Source organism: Thalassotalea sp. LPB0316, assembly GCF_014898095.1.
Taxonomy (GTDB): domain Bacteria; phylum Pseudomonadota; class Gammaproteobacteria; order Enterobacterales; family Alteromonadaceae; genus Thalassotalea_G.
Window position 1 is genome coordinate 432170 of record NZ_CP062946.1, and the last position, 16380, is coordinate 448549.

A 16380-nucleotide genomic window follows, 5' to 3' on the forward strand; every position below is an offset into this window, starting at 1 on the left:
GTAAACATGGCAAAAGTCAGTGAAATAAATGTCTATCCAATAAAGTCTGCCAGTGGCATTAGCCTCTCCGATACTTGGGTCGACGAACTGGGCTTAAGCTTTGATCGCCGCTTTGTTGTTACCACGCCAGAGGGTAATTTCATCACAGCTCGCACTCATCACCACTTGTGTTTAATTAAGTGCTTACTTACTGCCAACGGCCTAAAACTTATTGCACCTGATATGCCGGTACTGACCATCAATTACCGCGATTTTGATCAAAATTACCACCCGGTGACTGTATGGAACGATACCATCAACGCACAGCATTGCCATGCAAGATACGATGCGTGGTTTTCACAATATCTCAATCAACCGTGCCAATTAATGTACTTTGGTGAACGTTCGACCAGAAGTGTGAAAAACTCGACTAATCAAGTGTCATTTGCCGATGGCTACCCATTACTTATTACCTCAGAAGCATCACTAATAGACCTCAATGGCCGAAGCTATCACAAAACCTCAATGAACCAATTTAGAGCCAATATTGTGGTTGAAGATTGTGAAGCCTTCGCAGAAGATACTTGGTCGAGAATTCGCATCGGCGAAGTGGAATTTGACGTTGTCAAACCCTGTACCCGTTGTATTTTTACAACCATTAATCCGCAAACTGGGGAAAAGCATCACAAACAAGAACCACTTCACAGCTTGAAAAAATATCGCCAACTCGACAATGGTGATGTTTGTTTTGGTCAAAACATAGTACCTTTAAACCAAGGGAAAATTAGCTTATCTGATCCCGTAGAAATCATCAGTAAGCAATCACCACCGGTATTCGTCACTAAAAAGCCAAACAATAGCAATAGTGAACAAAACAAAACAGTCGCCAAAAAAGGTAGTAATAACGTGGATATTTTATTTGATAGCTGGGATAAATTCGTTAAAGGTAACAGTAAAGAAACGCTACTAGAACAAGGTGAAACAGCGGGACTGATAATGCCATACTCATGCCGAGGCGGTATGTGTGGTCGTTGTAAAGTTAAACTGCAATCAGGCGAAGTGAGGCAGCTAGCTACTGATGGCTTGTCGCCGCAAGAGCAAGAGCAAGGCTATGTCTTGGCATGTAGCTCAGTACCACTAACCGATGTTGTGATCACCAAAGATTAAGGTTAAGCCGCGCGATGTTAATTAACTGTGATTTAGGCGAGAGTTTTGGCCAATGGCAAATGGGTCAAGATGACAAAATTATGCCACTGATTGATATGGCGAATATCGCCTGCGGTTTTCATGCTTCTGATCCCTTAACCCTGCAAAAAACTTTAGCACTGGCTAAACAACACGGCGTTGCGATTGGTGCTCATCCTAGTTACCCTGATCTCGTTGGTTTTGGCCGCCGCTCTATGGCACTCGAGAGCCAAGAGCTAAAAGCTGTTGTTCAATATCAAATTGCGGCGATTCAAGGTATGGCAAAACTTCAAGGGCTAAGCGTAAGTTACGTAAAACCTCATGGCGCGCTATACAACGACATGATGAATAACCCACATATTTTTGAAAGCTTATGCCAAGCTATTGAACAGTTTCCAGAACCGCTCAAACTCGTTATTCAAGCGCTATCAAACGTATCAGCCTTTGTCGAGATTGCCGAAAAGTATCAAATTCCTTTGCTGTTTGAAGCCTTTGCCGATCGTCATTATCAAGACAATGGCCTATTAGTGCCACGCACTCAACCCAACGCTGTAATAAATGAGCTAGACTTGATAAAACAACGATGCCAACAACTCAAATCAACAGGACGCATATACTCAGTGAATAACCAACCACTTAATATGAACATTGACACCTTATGTATTCATGGCGATAACCCAAGCGCAGTGCAAATGGCGCAACTTATCAGGCAACAACTACATGGCTGACTTAACTCAGTTTGAAATAACGCCCTATAGCGAAAACGCGATTTTGGTAAAATGGCCAAGTGTAATAAGCGCGGTTTTGCATCAAAGATTGATTGCGATAAGCTCACAAGTCGCTGAGCTCAAGCCTTGGTTTATTGAACAAGTATGCTCATATCACAGCCTGTTAATTTATTACCGCTTTGAGGCGATTAGCGCTGCCGAGTTTAGCGCAAAAGTGGCAAACATCATTGAGCACCATTCAAACCAAGAGTTTTCAGCCGATTTAACCGGTAAAACCATCACCATCGACGTACTTTACAATCATCAAAGCGGTTGGGATAACGCGTTACTTTGCCAAGAAAAAAATTGCACATTAGAGGATATTATCAAGTGGCACACAGGTAGAAGTTACCGCGCATATGCCTTGGGTTTTACCCCTGGATTTTGTTACCTAGCCAGCGTTGATGAAAAACTGTCGATACCGAGAAAAACGGTGCCGCGAAAACGCGTGCCCGCAGGCGCGGTCGCGATAGCGCACAAACAAACCGCAATTTACCCTGATTCAAGCCCGGGGGGTTGGCATATTATTGGCCAAACCGCTCAGCCAATGTATCAAATGACCAATAATGAGTTCACGCCATTGATCAATGTTGGTGATATCGTTACTTTTAAGGCTGTTAGCCAAGAAGATTTTATCGCCCAAGGCGGTAAATTGATCAAGGAGTACTAACGTGTCAGCGCTTACAATTACCGAGCTTAATAGCATCGCCTTAATTCAAGATTTTGGCCGGTTTAATCATCAAAACCAAGGGATAAGTGTCAATGGTGCGGCGGACGAATACGCATTTTTAAAGGCCAACCAATTAGTCGGCAACCCGTTATTTAATGCTGACAACAATAAACAAAACAGCCAATGCGCAAGTATCGAAGTATTTTATGGTCAACTAACCTTTTTCACTGATGTCGATTGTACCATCGCAATTACTGGGGCAAATTGCACGCCAGTTAAGGTGACTATAAGCGGTGAGCATAAGCCTTTAACGATGTGGCAAAGTCATTTACTCAGGGCCGGCGAGTCAGTTGAGTTACTTCGACCAACATCAGGGGTGATTAGTTACGTAGCAGTCAATGGCGGCATACAAACTGAGTGTTTTTTAAACTCTCGTTCGCAAAATATTGTTCCCAACGCAAATTTACCTTCACTCGCACCATTAACAAAGGGGACGGAACTAGCATTAAGCGCGACTTGTCAACAGCAGTCAACATCAACACGCTTAGATTTAACCAAGTACAAGCCTGAAAATTTTTACCCGAACGCCCCTCTGACACTACGGTTTATACCGCATCAACAATGGTTTGATGCACCGAAACACCAACAACAAAGCTTCCAACAGTTGATGTTTACTATCAACAGCCAAAGTAATCGCATGGCTTATCAATTTGATGTCACAGAGGAGCAAACCACAGGCTGTTTTGAGCAATTAAGCCAAGCATTATCGAGTGCCGTCAATTTTGGCACCATTCAGCTGTTGCCTTCAGGTTTGCCCGTGGTATTAATGAAAGACCGACAAACCATGGGCGGATATCCAACATTAGGTAGCGTTTTTCAAGTCGACTTATTTCGATTAAGCCAACTGCCTCCTGGCGAGAAAGTCAGATTTAAGCCGGCTGATATCACTCAAGCACAAAGCCAACTAAATGCATTTTATCAAAAATTTATGCAACAATAGTAAGCGCTTAACATCAAAAAACAAAATAGAATGCAATTAGTTAACTGCCAATTTAAACAACACGGCGAAAAAGTTCAGGCGCTATTTAACCATGCTATCCGTCACTCGACGGCCTTGTACGAATATCGAGAACGCAGCAAACAAGATATCGAGCAATGGTTCAACACCAAGCATGAGCAAGGCTTTCCGATCATCGCAATGGAAGACGACAACGGTCAGTTAATGGGATTTGCTAGTTACGGATTTTTTCGCCCCTACCCAGCTAATAAATTTACTGGCGTGCTTGCTATCTACGTTGAACAAGCTCACCAAGGCAAAGGCGTAGCGAGTAAATTATTGCAGGCATTAATTGAAAAAGCCAAACTTCAAGGCCTTCACACACTGATTGCGGCGATCGATGAAAACAACCACGCCAGCATCGCCTTACATCAAAAGTTTGGTTTTGAACACGTTGGCACCCTAAAAGAAGTTGGCTATAAATTTGACCAATGGTTAAACCTTTGCTTGTATCAACTCATGGTAAGCTGATTAGAGTTGCATTACACTATGCGCCGTTTAAAGAAGTTCTGGTAATAAAACATGCTGTTGATGATCGATAACTACGATTCATTTACTTACAATCTCGTACATTATTTTCAAGCAATAGGCCAAGAAGTTGCCGTGTTCCGCAACGATGAAATAACCCTGGCCGAGATTGAACAGCTCGCACCTAAATACATTGTTATATCGCCAGGCCCTTGTGATCCTGACCATGCAGGAATATCACTCAGTGTTATTAATCACTTTGCTGGTAAAGTACCACTGCTCGGTGTGTGCTTAGGCCACCAAGCCATTGCTCAACACTTCGGTGCTAAAGTGATTAGGGCTAAACAAGTTATGCATGGCAAAACGAGTATGATAAGCCATGATAATAAAGGATTATTTGAGTGTTTAGATAACCCTTTACAAGTTACTCGTTACCACTCGCTCATCGTTGACCAATCAACCTTACCGAGTGAGCTTATCATCACCGCTTGGTTGAGTGATGAGCACAATCAAATTAGTGAAATCATGGCGCTACAACACCAGCATTTGCCGATCGCCAGTGTTCAATTTCACCCTGAATCGATATTGACAAGCCAAGGTCATGAATTACTTAAAAACTTTATTCAGATGTATACTTAAATTCAATTAATGAACTAAACATCATTGCCGATATAAAAGCTGTTAACAAATAAAAAGCCTATTATGAAAATTTTTGAGCAAAACGAATTAGTTGCACCTATTTACCAGCGAGCCTTAAGCCTTTGCATCAGTAATGAATTCGCAAAACAAAGCCTCGGGGAGCACGTATTTGTTGAGTATCAAGACAGTGAGCAAGCTAATAGACGACGTGAACTATTGGCAGTAGAAGCTCAAGCAAACAAAAATAAAATCATTGAAGAGTACGGCAAAAACCATTTTAAACAGCAAGTGATGAACGAGCTCTACAGCAAAGTTCGCGACGGCTTTAACGATGAATTTGACAATAAAGAACACCTGTTCAACTCTACGTTAAATATCCAAATGTCGACAGCCGACATTCTCGAGTTACTGTCATTGCGGGCGGCATCGATTAAACGTATCACCCCATTAGTTACCTCGCTACCATGGTTAGGTGATGACTTGGTCAACTTGGTAAATAAGCCCCAATATCGTAAGAATGCCGATGTGAAAGTCAATAACCCTGCTTTGGCACTAAGTTACATTGGTTTAGACAACTTAAAGCTAGTCGCTCCCACGTTTATCCTAAAACATTGGTTACCGCCTAGTACACAACCCTTTGGCTTGATGAAACGCAAATTATGGAACCAAAGTTTATCCATAGGTATTGCCTCTAGAGTACTGGCAAAAACTTATGGACTAGATGAATACTTCGCTTTTTGTGCAGGCATGTTGATTAATATCGGTAACTTAGCGGTAACGCGTTGTTTTTTGCGTACCTATAATGAGATCCACCAACAAGAACTCAGACAAGCCTACGAAGACAAAGATAAAAAATTACACAATACGCTAGTAGAGTTAGAGACAGCACCAGAATTTTTGCTGGAGCAACTATCAAATAGAAGTTTTAGTATCAGTGCAGATATGGTCGAGCTAATGAATTTTGAGCGTTTGAGAATAACTGATGCCATTTTCGATCTAGCTCACACACCTAAAGTATCGCAAATGTGTCAACTAGCCCAAGTAGTATTAAAAGCCATCGGTTATGTTGCTTTTCGAACGCTAGCGAAAGAATCGTTAATCGATAACGACGAGAGTAAAATACTACTGACGGCAGCTGGACTGACTACTCAAGATATCGCCTTATTACGCCGCAGTGATATTGATCACTTAAAACTCAATTTTAACTAAGCAGTGATGCAAAATTATTTCTGCTTAGTTATGAATCCCCCCTCTGATAGCGGATCTCACCGCGCTTGCCCTGAAGTATATGATGTCCTATAAAGCAACGAAATTGCTTATAAAAAATAGTTATGCAAGATAACTGAATAAAACGCTGAAAACCTTGTTTTTACTAGGGTTCAGCGCGATTAACACAAGACAACCGGTTAATTTTTTGCCATAATAGCCGCCTATTTTTGCTCAGTGCCCTAGAATTCATAGCACGCAAGCAACTAAAAAAATTATTATCCGATTTGCAACATGAGGAGAGAGAGATGTCTAACAAGTTTCCTGTAAACCGCGCATTATTTGACGAAGTAATGGTGCCTAACTATGCCCCTTCAGCGGTTATTCCGGTTCGCGGTAAAGGTTCTCGTGTTTGGGATCAGAATGACAACGAATTAATCGACTTTGCTGGCGGTATTGCCGTTAACTGCTTAGGTCACTGCCACCCAGCTTTAGTGAGCGCGTTAAAAGAGCAAGGTGAAAAAATTTGGCATTTATCAAATGTCATGACCAACGAGCCAGCATTGCGTTTAGCGAAAAAATTAGTAGATAACACATTCGCAGAAAAAGTTTACTTCGCTAACTCTGGCGCTGAATCAAATGAAGCTGCATTAAAACTAGCGCGTCGTTGGGCTTTAGATGTTCACGGTGAAGACAAGACACAAATCATTTCATTTAAGCAAGGTTTCCACGGCCGTACATTTTTCACGGTAACTGTCGGTGGTCAAGCAGCATATTCAGACGGTTTTGGTCCTAAGCCAGGCGATGTAGTTCACGCTGAATACAACAACTTAGAAAGTGTTAAAGCGTTAATTTCAGACAAAACTTGTGCAGTGATGATGGAACCACTCCAAGGTGAAGGTGGTATCGTATCGCCAACTGCAGAGTTTGTTGAAGGTGTTCGCGCATTATGTGACGAGCACAATGCTTTATTAATTTTTGATGAAGTACAAACAGGTGTTGGTCGTTTAGGTACGTTGTACGCATACCAAGGCTTAGGCGTAACGCCTGATATCTTAACAAGTGCTAAAGCATTAGGTGGCGGTTTCCCTATCGGCGCAATGTTAACTACCACTGAACTTGCTAAACACTTAAAAATCGGTACACACGGTTCAACCTATGGTGGTAACCCACTAGCTTGTGCTGTTGGTGAAGCTGCATTTGATACCGTTAATACACCAGAAGTATTAAACGGCGTAACAGAAAAAGCTAAACTTTACGTTGATGGTTTAAATGCGATCAACGCAAAATACAACGTATTTAAAGAAATTCGTGGTAAAGGTTTATTGATTGGCGCTGTATTAACAGACGATTATCAAGGCCGTGCGAAAGACTTCTTAGTTGCAGCAATGGATGAGGGTGTAATGACCCTAGTTGCTGGTGCAAACATTGTTCGTTTTGCTCCGTCTTTAGTTATCCCTAATGAAGATATTGCTGAAGGTTTAGCGCGCTTTGAAAAAGCCGTCGCTAAAATCGCTCAGTAAGACCCCCTAAATGCTCGTAAGTGCAATGACTTACGAGCAGTTCTTTCAAGAAACAGGATAATTTTTATGATTATTATACGCCCTATTCGTCATAGTGATTACGATTCACTTTATCGCATCGCTATTGAATCAGGACACGGTTTTACATCACTGCCTGTCAATGAAGCGCTATTAAAAAGCCGCATCGAGCGAGCCGAAGAGTCGTTTGCTAAGCAAGTGACACAACCTGGCTTGGAAGGCTACTTATTTGTCATGGAAGATACCGAGACAGGCCAAGTTGTCGGTACTAGTGGTATTGAAGCAGCAGTAGGTTTAGATGATGCCTTTTATCACTACCACTTAGGTAAGGTTGTCCATCACTCTCGTGAACTTAATGTTTACAATACGGTTGAAACCTTATCCTTGTGTAATGACTACACGGGCGCATCAGAAATCTGCACATTATTCTTATCTGAAAATTTCCGTAAAAATAACAATGGCCGATTTTTGTCACGCTTCAGATTTATGTTTATGGCCGAGCACACAGAGCGTTTTTCTGACACAGTCATAGCAGAAATGCGCGGCGTGTCAGATGAAGATGGACGTTCTCCGTTTTGGGATTGGTTAGAAGCTCACTTCTTCTCTATGGACTTCCCAACGGCTGACTATTTAACTGGGATTGGTAAAAAAGTATTTATCGCCGAATTAATGACTAAATACCCTATTTACGTCAATTTTCTCAGCAAAGCAGCCCAACAAGTGATCAACAAAGTTCACGATAAAACGGTACCTGCGTTACGCCTGCTAGAAGCAGAAGGGTTTGCTCGCAGAGGTTATGTCGATATTTTTGATGGCGGGCCAACCGTTGAAGCAAATTTAAACGACATCAAAACGGTTCGTCAAAGCAATAAATACCAAGTCATTATTGGTCAACCAACTGAACAAGCAACTTACATTGTATGTAACACTAAGGTTGCTGAATTTAGAGCAACACAAAGCCAAGTTTCACTAAGAGAAACGGCTAACCAAGTTGTTATTTCGCAAGCCGTTGCGGACGCCCTAATGGTCACTGAAGGTGACTGGGTGCGCATCGCTAGTAACTAACTAGAGGATTAATACATGTCTCAAGCGATTCAATTTATCAATGGTACTTGGCTAGCCGGTCAAGGCCACGACATGCAGTCGTTAAACCCTGCAAAAAACGAAGTTATCTGGCAAGGTAAAACGGCAACAGCGACACAAGTAAACTCAGCAGTAGATGCAGCCCGAGAAGCGTTCAATACATGGGCTCTTACCTCATTAGCAGAGCGTATTACCCTTGTTGAAAAGTTTGCAGAACAACTAACGGCAAACAAAGAAGCCCTTGCCGTTAGCATTGCTCAAGAAACGGGTAAACCTTTGTGGGAAACACGTACAGAGGTGGGCGCTATGATCGGTAAAGTAGCGATCTCTTTAAAAGCGTACCACGAACGCACGGGCACAGTTGAAAATCCAATGCCAGGTGCAAAAGCGTTTATCCGTCACAAGCCACATGGTGTGGTAGCAGTATTTGGCCCATATAACTTCCCTGGCCACTTACCTAACGGTCATATTGTACCGGCAATAATTGCAGGTAATACCGTAGTATTCAAACCAAGTGAGCTAACACCAATGGTTGCTCAAGAAACGTTAAAGCTCTGGGAAAAAGCAGGCCTACCCGCAGGTGTTATTAACCTTGTTCAAGGTGAAGTTGACACAGGTAAAGCATTAGCCAGCCACGATGATATTGACGGCTTGTTCTTTACGGGTAGCTCAACAACCGGTAAATTATTGCACGAACAATATGCAGGAAAGCCAGGTAAAATTTTAGCCTTGGAAATGGGTGGTAATAATCCATTAATCATCAAAGATGTTGAAAATACCGATGCTGTTGTTCACGACATCATCCAGTCAGCATTCATTACCACTGGCCAACGTTGTACTTGTGCACGCCGTCTATTCATTCAAGATGGCGTTGAAGGTGACGCGCTGATTGAAAAATTAATCGCGGCAACCAAGGCGATCAAAATTGGCTACTACGATGACGAAGAGCAGCCATTTATTGGTTCAATGATCTCTGAACGCGCAGCGCTTGGTTTAGTCGATGCACAAGCGCAACTCGTCGAGCTAGGCGCTAATGCATTATTACCGTTAACACACAAAGAAGCAGGTACCGGTTTTGTTACACCAGGTATCCTAGACGTAACTAACATCAAGATGCCTGATGAAGAGCACTTTGGTCCGTTGTTAAAAATCTATCGTTACAGTGACTTTGATAAAGCGATTAACGAAGCGAATAACACCCGCTTTGGTTTATCAGCAGGTTTGTTGGCCGATAATCAAGCCGATTACGACCACTTCTTTGTTCGCATTCGCGCGGGTATTGTCAACTGGAACAAACCTATTACAGGTGCAAGCTCGGCCGCGCCATTTGGTGGTATTGGCGATAGTGGTAACCACAGAGCAAGTGCGTACTACGCTGCTGATTACTGTGCTTTCCCTGTTGCATCGGTTGAAGCAGAAAAAGTACAATTGCCTGAAACATTAAGTCCAGGTTTAAGCATTTAAGATGTTAAGATTTGCTTATCAATTGAACGTTGCAGGGTTCAAACCCTGCTTCTTCACAAGCATCGACAACCTATAATTGAATTTGGGGTACCGACCTTTTATACCTCAAAGGTCGCCCCTTCTCTTGCGAATGGTAAGCGACTACCTTCGTCTTGAGTTCTCTCCCGAAGTCAAAATAATCGCTTAACATTCATAAAAACACCATGGGACAAATCTGTTTTTCCTTTGGAATTGAGTTTTAGTCAAAGAATATAAGGCAGTATTATGACTACACAAGTAAAAGCGTTATTTGACAACATTTGGGATAACTACCTAGCAGTTACACCATCAGCAAAAAAAGTGCACCAATTACTGGGCTCTGGCAATGACTTGATCAACGATCACGTTGCTTACCGCACGTTTAACATAGATAAAGTCAGTATTGACAAGCTTTCTGCACATCTACTAGCGCTTGGCTATGTAGAGAAAGGTGAATATCACTTCGAAGCAAAAAAACTATATGCCAAGCATTTTGAGCATGCCGATAACACCTTACCCAAAGTGTTTATTAGCCAATTATTAGTTGAAGAATTTTCAGAAAAAGCACAAGCTATTATTCACAATATGGTTGCCCAGATCGATGAAGCAGCTGTTGCTGATGCTAGCTTTTTATACTCAGGCACACACTGGCAAGTTAGCTATGAAGATTACCAAGCCCTGCTTGAAGAAAGTGAATACGCTGCATGGATGGCTGCTTGGGGCTACCGTGCAAACCACTTCACCGTAAGTATTAATCACCTGCAAAATTACAATGACATTGAAGCCGTTAATCAAGCACTTAAAGATGCTGGTTTTGTCTTGAATGCTTCAGGTGGTGAAATCAAAGGTGATCCGATCGTGAAACTTGAACAATCATCAACAATGGCTGACACTCATAAAGTTGCCTTTAGCGATCAAACGGTTGAAATTCCAAGTTGCTTCTATGAATTTGCTAAGCGTTACCCATTAGAAGACGGTACCTTGTATTCAGGTTTTGTTGCTGCATCAGCAGACAAAATCTTTGAAAGTACTAACGCTGCGTAATTTACTGATCAATTTATTGTCACACCGATAAAGACCCTCGCAGCGAGGGTCTTTTTTTTGTGCTCAATATCACCGCTTGAGCAAGTTGTTATTTTTCAGTAAAGTAACCAAAAAGCTCAAGAATTATTTTTTATGGTTACTGATACTGACGGTTACGTCCACATTATTGAATACCTCACTGAACACCTTTCACTGTTTGAGAAAACAGCCGAACCATCAGCTAATGGCAAAACAGTCATGGCGGTAATTGAAAATGAGCTCAGTGAGCAAATCATCAGTGTCTGTAGTCAAAACGAAGCCCTTTCTTTCAACCAACGCAATACCGTTATTCGTGAAGTCGACTCGATAGTTTACGACTTACAAGAAATACTGTCAGGCGTTGTCAATAACCCCGTTACGCCAGAGCAACACGCTTTTATTAAAGAATTTGCGTTGCTTATTAAAAACTTATTTGATACCGAAATCCACACTCACTTATTGTCTTAACACATCAATTAAAAGGTAAAATTTCACTACTGTTTTTCACCTTGCTAATGGTAATATACGCGCAAATTATCGATTAGGAATAGCAAGATGAAAGCAACAGTGAAATGGGTAGGTGATGAAACGTTTATGGGCACTTCAGAGAGTGGTCATATCATCAATATGGATGCTAATGGCGGTAATTTGGCACCAAGCCCAATGGAAAATGTATTAATGAGCTTGGGTGGCTGCTCTTCTGTTGATGTTGTTAGTATTTTACAAAAATCTCGTCAAGATATTCGCGATGTTAAAGTCGAGATCACTGGCGAGCGCGTTGAGACGATTCCTAGAGTTTTTTCAGATATCCATCTACATTTTATTGTAACGGGCACTGATGTTAGCGAAAAGCAAGTTGAACGCGCGATTAATCTCTCTGCAGACAAATACTGCTCAGTCGCTTTTATGCTCAATAAATCGGTAAAGATTACTCACGATTTCGAGATTATTAACGTTTAACTTTTAGGATTGAGGATCCCCTATTGATCAAGCCGTTACCAAAATTAAAACTCCATGGTTTTAACAACTTAACGAAGAGCTTAAGTTTTTGTATTTATGACATTAACTACGCAAAAACCACACAGCATCAAGACGAGTATATCGAGTACATTGATGAGCAATACAACGCTGATCGGCTAACAGATATTCTCAAAGAGGTGTGTAATATTATTGGTGCTAATGTGTTAAACATCGCACGCCAGGATTACGACCCACAAGGTGCGAGTGTCACCATTCTTGTTTCTGAAGAAGAAATGGCCAGTGGTGATGAGTTTGAAAATAGTGAAAAGCCTGGCCCACTGCCAGAATCGGTTGTTTCGCATTTAGATAAAAGTCATATCTGTGTGCACACCTATCCTGAAAGTCATCCTGTTAATGGGATCTCTACTTTTAGAGCCGATATCGAAGTCTCTACTTGCGGTGTTATTTCACCACTTAAAGCATTGAATTATTTAATTCACAGTTTTGACTCTGATATCGTTACGCTCGATTATCGCGTCAGGGGCTTTACCCGCGATGTTAACGGTGAGAAGCACTACATAGACCACCAGATTAATTCAATTCAAAATTTCCTTGCACAGGAAACTTGTGATGCTTATCAAATGGTTGATGTAAACGTATACCAAGAAAATCTTTTCCATACAAAAATGATGCTTAAAGATTTTGACCTAAGTACATATATCTTTGGCTCAGGTCTAGATGATTTTACGGAAGAAGAACAAGCAGTTATCAGTAAGCAGTTACAGCGTGAAATGCAAGAAATCTTTTACGGTAGAAACATGCCGAAAATGAACTAACATAGATAAATCAGAAAGCGTACCCTGTGTCAGGGTTAATTAGAGGTCAGCCATCCAATCAAGCTGTTGGTTGGCCTGCGCTTTCTTATTCATTAAATCACGAATCAACGGTGTTAAGATTAACTCCATCGCCAAGCCCATCTTGCCACCAGGCACAACTAAAGTATTCACCCGTGACATAAAAGCCCCATCAATCATGCTTAAATAGAATGGAAAGTCGATATTTTCCGACTCTCTAAAACGAATAACGACAAAACTCTCGTCCAATGAAGGAATCGCCTTTGCGCTAAATGGGTTCGACGTGTCAACCGTTGGCACACGCTGAAAATTGACATGCGTACGAGAAAACTGTGGTGTAATAAAGTTAATGTAGTCGTCCATTGAACGGACGATACTGTGAGTCACTGCCTCTCGACTATGCCCCCTTTGGTTAGTGTCGCGGATAATCTTTTGGATCCATTCCAAGTTAACGATTGGCACCATGCCAATCAGTAAATCGACATACTGGGCAACATCGTTTTTCTCTGTTTTAACACCGCCATGGAGGCCTTCGTAAAACAGTACATCAGTGCCCTCACCTAACTCCTCCCAAGGCGTGAACGTCCCAGGCATTTGGTTATAAGGCACCGCCTCATCAAAGGTGTGTAGATAACGCCTCATCCGCCCTTTTCCAGTCTCAGAGTAATCTTTAAATAGACGTTCGAGGGAATCAAAGTCGTTGGCTTTATCGCCAAAGTAACTAATATTAGTGCCATCTTCCCTTGCTTTACGCTTTTGCAAATCCATTTCTTGGCGAGAAAAACGATGAAAGCTATCACCTTCAACATTAACCGATGTAATGCCTAACGTGCGGAAAATATGCTCAAAGGCATCAGTAGTTGTTGATGTACCAGCACCTGATGAGCCGGTAACCGCGATGATTGGGTTTCTTGATGACATCTTAAACTTTACGACCTAAATAAATATGCTCTAATACCAAGTGAAAAAATGATTTGCTCTCTCAGCGAGAATTAAAAGGCTTAGAGGCAAGGCGCTGAATGAAAAGAATGGTTATTCCCTTGTTGAGTTCAGCAACGCAGCATATAAGCCTTTTAAACTCGCCCTTCGGGAGTTTGTCAGAGGCACGATAACTGCGGCAGATTTACTCAATGTAGAATAACTATATTGTCACAAATCTTACTTGTTCTCTCACCTCTGACATAGCTCTGAGATGACTAAAGCATTCTTTCAATTGGTATAAGTTTATACGTAGAAACGCAAATAATAGCAAGTGCAGATCACTTCCAATTGAAATATCGATTAATTAAAGGCATAAAAAAACGGAGCATAGTGCTCCGTTTTTTCGTGAATTGTTGTGAAGATTAAGCTTCTGCTACTTCTTCAGTCTCAGTTGCTTCAACAACTGGACGGTCAACTAATTCTACGTAAGCCATAGGCGCTTTATCACCAGTACGGTAACCGCATTTTAAGATGCGAGTGTAACCACCTGGACGCTCTTGGTAACGAGGACCAAGTTCGCTGAATAATAAACCTACTACTTCTTTGTCACGTGTACGAGCGAAAGCTAAACGACGGTTAGCTACGCTGTCTTCTTTAGCCAATGTAATTAATGGCTCAACAACGCGACGTAATTCTTTAGCTTTTGCTACAGTCGTTTTGATAACGCCGTGCTTAACTAAAGAGCTTGCCATATTGCGGAACATCGCTTGGCGATGACTGCTATTACGGTTTAACTGGCGACCGCTTTTACGATGGCGCATAAGTTAATCCTTCTCTACTAATAAAACGATGATCGACTTAGTCGTTGTCAGCAATGCTCTCAGGTGGCCAGTTCTCTAGGCGCATACCTAAAGATAAACCACGAGACGCTAAAACGTCTTTGATTTCAGTTAAAGACTTCTTACCTAAGTTAGGTGTTTTAAGAAGCTCAACTTCTGCACGCTGTACTAAGTCACCAATATACTGAATTGCTTCTGCTTTCAAACAGTTAGCTGAACGAACTGTAAGTTCTAAATCATCAACTGGACGAAGAAGAATCGGATCAAATTGAGGTTTCTCTTCTTTTTGCTCCGGCTCGCTAACATCGCGTAATTCAACAAACGCATCTAGCTGTTCAGCTAAGATGGTTGATGCACGACGAATAGCTTCTTCTGGATCTAACGTACCGTTAGTTTCCATGTCGATGACTAACTTGTCTAAGTCAGTACGTTGCTCTACACGAGCAGCGTCAACATCGTAAGCAATTCTTTCTACAGGACTGAACGACGCGTCAACAAGTAAGCGACCGATTGCACGCTCGTCTTCTTCCGCGTCACGACGCGTAGAAGCTGGAACGTAGCCACGACCAAGCTCAATCTTGATACGCATGCTGATTGAACCGTCACCAGTTAAGTGACAGATAACATGTTCTGGATTTGCAATAGTTACATCACCGTCATGTTGAATATCAGCTGCCGTTACAGGGCCTTCACCTGATTTAGTAAGTGTTAAAACAGCTTCGTTTTTACCTTCTAAACCTACAGCTAAACCTTTTAGGTTTAACAAGATTTCGATGATGTCCTCTTGAACACCTTCTTTACTGCTGTACTCGTGTAATACACCGTCGATTTCAACTTCAGTTACCGCACAACCTGGCATTGAAGATAATAAAATGCGACGTAACGCATTACCTAAAGTGTGGCCAAAACCACGCTCTAAAGGCTCTAAAGTTACTTTAGCGCGAGTTGAACTTAGTGTTTCAATGTCCACTAAACGTGGTTTTAAGAATTCGGTTACAGAACCCTGCATTATGTCCTCTCTTAAAGTTTAAGCGTTACTACTTAGAGTAAAGCTCGACAATCAACTGTTCATTAATTTCCGCAGATAAGTCCGAACGATCAGGAACGCGTTTGAAAACACCTTCTAATTTCTTGTTATCTACTTCAACCCAGACTGGCTTTTCACGTTGCTCAGCTAATTCCATAGCAGCGATAATACGCGCTTGAGACTTAGACTTTTCGCGAACAGAAACCACATCTTCAGCTTTAACAGTGAAAGATGGAATATTAACTACTTTTCCATTTACTACGATAGCTTTGTGGCTAACTAACTGACGTGCTTCAGCACGTGTGCTAGCGTAACCCATGCGGTAAACTACGTTATCTAAACGAGTTTCTAAAAGCTGTAACAAGTTTTCACCTGTGTTGCCTTTAATACGCGCAGCTTGCTTGTAGTAGTTGCGGAATTGCTTCTCTAGTACACCGTAAATACGACGAACTTTTTGTTTTTCACGAAGCTGTACACCGTAGTCAGATAAACGACCGCGACGCGCGCCGTGCTGACCAGGGATAGTTTCGATTTTACATTTAGTGTCGATCGCGCGAACACCAGACTTAAGGAATAAGTCGGTACCTTCACGACGGCTAAGCTTTAACTTAGGGCCTAAATATCTTGCCATGTTCTTTCT

General features: G+C 41.8%; 18 protein-coding genes. 14 read left to right on the forward strand and 4 right to left on the reverse strand.

The window, feature by feature from the left end:
• The first annotated feature begins 6 nt into the window (after window positions 1–6).
• The 14 genes from LP316_RS01880 to speD all read left to right on the forward strand — a co-directional run bounded on the left by LP316_RS01880 (window position 7) and on the right by speD (window position 12935).
• On the forward strand, window positions 7–1146 hold the full coding sequence (locus LP316_RS01880; RefSeq protein ID WP_193022412.1) for a YcbX family protein: 1140 nt from the start codon (window positions 7–9) through the stop codon (window positions 1144–1146).
• 14 nt (window positions 1147–1160) lie between these two features.
• Entirely contained in the window at window positions 1161–1892 is a 732-nt protein-coding gene (locus tag LP316_RS01885) for a 5-oxoprolinase subunit PxpA (protein WP_193022413.1), read from the forward strand.
• Window positions 1885–2601 (forward strand): 5-oxoprolinase subunit B family protein, encoded by a 717-nt coding sequence (locus tag LP316_RS01890; RefSeq protein ID WP_193022414.1) that lies wholly within the window; start codon window positions 1885–1887, stop codon window positions 2599–2601. Before LP316_RS01885 ends, LP316_RS01890 begins: the two co-directional genes overlap by 8 nt.
• A gap of 1 nt (window position 2602) precedes the next feature.
• Window positions 2603–3601, forward strand: coding sequence for a biotin-dependent carboxyltransferase family protein (locus LP316_RS01895; protein WP_193022415.1), 999 nt, complete (start codon window positions 2603–2605; stop codon window positions 3599–3601).
• Window positions 3602–3631: 30 nt separating this feature from the next.
• Window positions 3632–4129 (forward strand): GNAT family N-acetyltransferase, encoded by a 498-nt coding sequence (locus tag LP316_RS01900; RefSeq protein WP_193022416.1) that lies wholly within the window; start codon window positions 3632–3634, stop codon window positions 4127–4129.
• Between the two features lie 51 nt (window positions 4130–4180).
• Window positions 4181–4765, forward strand: a complete 585-nt coding sequence (locus tag LP316_RS01905) for an anthranilate synthase component II (protein WP_193022417.1) — start codon at window positions 4181–4183, stop codon at window positions 4763–4765.
• Window positions 4766–4828: 63 nt separating this feature from the next.
• A complete protein-coding gene (locus LP316_RS01910) occupies window positions 4829–5974 on the forward strand; it encodes an HDOD domain-containing protein (RefSeq protein ID WP_193022418.1) in 1146 nt (381 codons plus the stop codon).
• Window positions 5975–6279: 305 nt separating this feature from the next.
• Window positions 6280–7494 carry an aspartate aminotransferase family protein gene (locus LP316_RS01915; RefSeq protein WP_193022419.1) on the forward strand — a complete coding sequence of 405 codons (1215 nt, stop codon included), beginning with the start codon at window positions 6280–6282 and terminating at the stop codon, window positions 7492–7494.
• 66 nt (window positions 7495–7560) lie between these two features.
• Window positions 7561–8577: an arginine N-succinyltransferase gene (gene astA / locus LP316_RS01920; RefSeq protein ID WP_193022420.1), complete on the forward strand. Its 1017-nt coding sequence runs from the start codon at window positions 7561–7563 to the stop codon at window positions 8575–8577.
• Window positions 8578–8592: 15 nt separating this feature from the next.
• A complete protein-coding gene (gene astD, locus LP316_RS01925) occupies window positions 8593–10059 on the forward strand; it encodes a succinylglutamate-semialdehyde dehydrogenase (RefSeq protein WP_193022421.1) in 1467 nt (488 codons plus the stop codon).
• 264 nt (window positions 10060–10323) lie between these two features.
• Window positions 10324–11121 (forward strand): DUF1338 domain-containing protein, encoded by a 798-nt coding sequence (locus tag LP316_RS01930; RefSeq protein WP_193022422.1) that lies wholly within the window; start codon window positions 10324–10326, stop codon window positions 11119–11121.
• Between the two features lie 132 nt (window positions 11122–11253).
• On the forward strand, window positions 11254–11607 hold the full coding sequence (locus LP316_RS01935) for a DUF3802 family protein (RefSeq protein ID WP_193022423.1): 354 nt from the start codon (window positions 11254–11256) through the stop codon (window positions 11605–11607).
• An 87-nt stretch (window positions 11608–11694) separates the two neighbouring features.
• Window positions 11695–12099, forward strand: coding sequence for an OsmC family protein (locus tag LP316_RS01940; protein WP_193022424.1), 405 nt, complete (start codon window positions 11695–11697; stop codon window positions 12097–12099).
• A 23-nt stretch (window positions 12100–12122) separates the two neighbouring features.
• Window positions 12123–12935: an adenosylmethionine decarboxylase gene (speD, locus tag LP316_RS01945; protein ID WP_193022425.1), complete on the forward strand. Its 813-nt coding sequence runs from the start codon at window positions 12123–12125 to the stop codon at window positions 12933–12935.
• A 39-nt stretch (window positions 12936–12974) separates the two neighbouring features.
• Here the strand turns inward: speD and LP316_RS01950 are convergent, their stop codons facing one another.
• The 4 genes from LP316_RS01950 to rpsD form a co-directional block, all read right to left on the reverse strand.
• Window positions 12975–13874 carry a phosphoribulokinase gene (locus tag LP316_RS01950; RefSeq protein WP_193022426.1) on the reverse strand — a complete coding sequence of 300 codons (900 nt, stop codon included), beginning with the start codon at window positions 13872–13874 and terminating at the stop codon, window positions 12975–12977.
• 422 nt (window positions 13875–14296) lie between these two features.
• Window positions 14297–14695 carry a 50S ribosomal protein L17 gene (rplQ, locus tag LP316_RS01955; RefSeq protein WP_193022427.1) on the reverse strand — a complete coding sequence of 133 codons (399 nt, stop codon included), beginning with the start codon at window positions 14693–14695 and terminating at the stop codon, window positions 14297–14299.
• A 37-nt stretch (window positions 14696–14732) separates the two neighbouring features.
• Window positions 14733–15722, reverse strand: a complete 990-nt coding sequence (locus LP316_RS01960) for a DNA-directed RNA polymerase subunit alpha (RefSeq protein WP_193022428.1) — start codon at window positions 15720–15722, stop codon at window positions 14733–14735.
• 28 nt (window positions 15723–15750) lie between these two features.
• Window positions 15751–16371, reverse strand: coding sequence for a 30S ribosomal protein S4 (gene rpsD / locus LP316_RS01965; RefSeq protein WP_193022429.1), 621 nt, complete (start codon window positions 16369–16371; stop codon window positions 15751–15753).
• Between the last annotated feature and the right edge of the window lie 9 nt (window positions 16372–16380).

Bases quoted from the DNA above. Each gene is read 5' to 3' on its own strand.
- astD (WP_193022421.1), top strand. From the start codon at position 8,593: ATGTCTCAAGCGATTCAATTTATCAATGGTACTTGGCTAGCCGGTCAA.
- LP316_RS01940 (WP_193022424.1), top strand. From the start codon at position 11,695: ATGAAAGCAACAGTGAAATGGGTAGGTGATGAAACGTTTATGGGCACT.
- LP316_RS01880 (WP_193022412.1), top strand. From the start codon at position 7: ATGGCAAAAGTCAGTGAAATAAATGTCTATCCAATAAAGTCTGCCAGT.
- LP316_RS01935 (WP_193022423.1), top strand. From the start codon at position 11,254: ATGGTTACTGATACTGACGGTTACGTCCACATTATTGAATACCTCACT.
- LP316_RS01915 (WP_193022419.1), top strand. From the start codon at position 6,280: ATGTCTAACAAGTTTCCTGTAAACCGCGCATTATTTGACGAAGTAATG.
- astA (WP_193022420.1), top strand. From the start codon at position 7,561: ATGATTATTATACGCCCTATTCGTCATAGTGATTACGATTCACTTTAT.
- rplQ (WP_193022427.1), bottom strand. From the start codon at position 14,695: ATGCGCCATCGTAAAAGCGGTCGCCAGTTAAACCGTAATAGCAGTCAT.
- LP316_RS01960 (WP_193022428.1), bottom strand. From the start codon at position 15,722: ATGCAGGGTTCTGTAACCGAATTCTTAAAACCACGTTTAGTGGACATT.
- LP316_RS01885 (WP_193022413.1), top strand. From the start codon at position 1,161: ATGTTAATTAACTGTGATTTAGGCGAGAGTTTTGGCCAATGGCAAATG.
- LP316_RS01900 (WP_193022416.1), top strand. From the start codon at position 3,632: ATGCAATTAGTTAACTGCCAATTTAAACAACACGGCGAAAAAGTTCAG.
- LP316_RS01905 (WP_193022417.1), top strand. From the start codon at position 4,181: ATGCTGTTGATGATCGATAACTACGATTCATTTACTTACAATCTCGTA.
- LP316_RS01950 (WP_193022426.1), bottom strand. From the start codon at position 13,874: ATGTCATCAAGAAACCCAATCATCGCGGTTACCGGCTCATCAGGTGCT.
- LP316_RS01910 (WP_193022418.1), top strand. From the start codon at position 4,829: ATGAAAATTTTTGAGCAAAACGAATTAGTTGCACCTATTTACCAGCGA.
- LP316_RS01890 (WP_193022414.1), top strand. From the start codon at position 1,885: ATGGCTGACTTAACTCAGTTTGAAATAACGCCCTATAGCGAAAACGCG.
- LP316_RS01930 (WP_193022422.1), top strand. From the start codon at position 10,324: ATGACTACACAAGTAAAAGCGTTATTTGACAACATTTGGGATAACTAC.
- rpsD (WP_193022429.1), bottom strand. From the start codon at position 16,371: ATGGCAAGATATTTAGGCCCTAAGTTAAAGCTTAGCCGTCGTGAAGGT.